1 protein-coding gene is annotated in these 2014 nt (G+C 63.3%); it reads left to right on the forward strand.

Annotated elements, in window-relative coordinates:
• Positions 1 to 960 precede the first annotated feature (960 nt).
• Positions 961 to 1959 (forward strand): aldolase catalytic domain-containing protein, encoded by a 999-nt coding sequence (locus tag I6U14_RS06515; protein ID WP_296897846.1) that lies wholly within the window; start codon positions 961 to 963, stop codon positions 1957 to 1959.
• Positions 1960 to 2014: the final 55 nt, after the last annotated feature.

Genomic DNA, 2014 nt, shown 5'->3' on the forward strand with positions numbered 1-2014 from the left:
CGCGTAGCTCAGTGGGAGAGCACTGTCTTCACACGGCAGGGGTCGCTGGTTCGAAACCAGCCGCGCCCACCAGTTTTTTCAAGGAGGTACGACTCCTTGGCCCTGTGAGTGATCTCCATTGGCACACTGTTGGCACAGTGGAGATTCAGATGCCGACGATCCATAAGCGGGCAAACCGCTGCCGCGCTCGGGCCCGGAAGAAGGCCGAGCCCTCCCTCACAAGCCCTTCAGCACGAAGGCAGACGTCCTGACCTTAGCGAAGACCGTCGAGGTCGAGATGGAGCGCGGCGTTTTCCGGGACACCACACCGGATGCAGCAACAGAGCGTCGCTGACGTCCCGGAACGCTACCGCGAAGAAATGCTGCTGACTCTCGCAGCGACTGCCCTGACCTCTGACCCCTTCCGGGTGATGGCGCTTGTGGAGCACCTGGGGCGTGTGTCCCTAGCCCACCTGTCTCCTTCCCAAGTCTCTCGCTACCGTCAGACGATGAGCAAAGGCGGCTTTTGGAGGGCTTGGAGCAGACTCCCGCTATGCAGTCCCTGGTGGTCTTCGCGATGGAGACCGGGATGTATGCGGCAAAGTAAGATCTGCGACATGCGCCGGGAGCGCATCCACTGGCAGTCTCATACGCTCGGCATCTTCAAGTAGTGCGCCAGCGCGCGCTCGCTGTGCTGCTCGTGATGCGCGGTGAACACGGCGATGTTCTGATGGCATCGTCGCCGCCGTCCAAGCGCAACAGCAGAGCGCGATCGGTGAGGGCGCGTGCCTCTGTCAGGGATCAGCTGCGCCGAGCGAAGGCATACGCATCGGCGCGTCTGTTTGGCCCAGAGACACTCCTGCACGCATTCATCCCGCTCGCCAGCGTCGCCCAAGACCCGCGAAGCTGACCAATGCCAATGCCCAAGGGGAGTTCTGCGGTGCACAATGGCGGGATCGATACAACCCGGAGACGAGCACAATGGCGGAGACGAAGGCCGAAGACAAAGCCCCCTGGATCACCTACCGGCCGGAGCTGAAGGTGCTCGACTGCACCGTGCGCGACGGCGGCCTGGTGAACGGCCACCGGTTCAGCGACGCCTTCGTCCGCGCCGTCTACGACGCCTGCGTGGCGGCGGGTATCGACTACATGGAAATCGGCTACAAGAACTCGAAGCAGACCTTCCCGGTGGAGCAGTTCGGCCCCTGGCGCCACTGCGACGAAGCGGACCTGCAGCGGGTTGTGGGGGATCACGACGCCGAGCGCACCGGACTCAAGCTCGCCGCCATGGCCGATGCGGGCAAGTCCGACTGGCAGACCGATATTGTGCCCGCCGCGGACAGCCCACTCAGCATGATCCGTGTCGCCTTCTACGCCCACCAGCTCTCGGAGGCCGTTGCCATGATCCGCCACGCGGCGGAGCTGGGCTACGAGACAACGGCCAACCTGATGGCCGTCTCGAACATCACCGACGACGAAATCGACACCGTGCTCGCCGCCGTCGCCGATACGCCGGCGAGCACCATGGTCATCGTCGACAGCTTCGGCCACCTCTACCGCGAGCAGGTAGACCGGCTCTATCGCAAGTACGCTAAGGCACTCGAGGGCACTGGCAAAGACGTCGGCATCCATGCCCACAACAACATGCAGCTCGCGTTTGCCAACACCATCGAGGCCATCATTCTCGGCTGCAACCGGGTGGACGCAACCATGCTCGGCTTCGGGCGCGGAGCCGGCAACTGCCACACGGAGCTGCTGCTCGGCTTCCTGCGTAATCCCAAGTTCGAGCTCCGCCCAGTCATCGACGTAATCCAGCACCACCTGGTGCCGCTGCGGCGAGAAATCGAATGGGGACCGGTGCTCCCCTACAACATCACGGGACAGCTCAACCAGCACCCACGCGCCGCCATCGAGTGGCGCGAGAGCGACCGGCGGGACGATTTCCTTGCCTTTTACGACAAAGTGGTGTCGGAAATCTAAGGAAGCGCTGATTTATTGGCGCTTCCCGTGCGGGGCAGGACGCCCCGCCATTTTC

The sequence above is a fragment of the Thiohalocapsa sp. genome (assembly GCF_019695415.1).
GTDB lineage: Bacteria > Pseudomonadota > Gammaproteobacteria > Chromatiales > Chromatiaceae > Thiohalocapsa.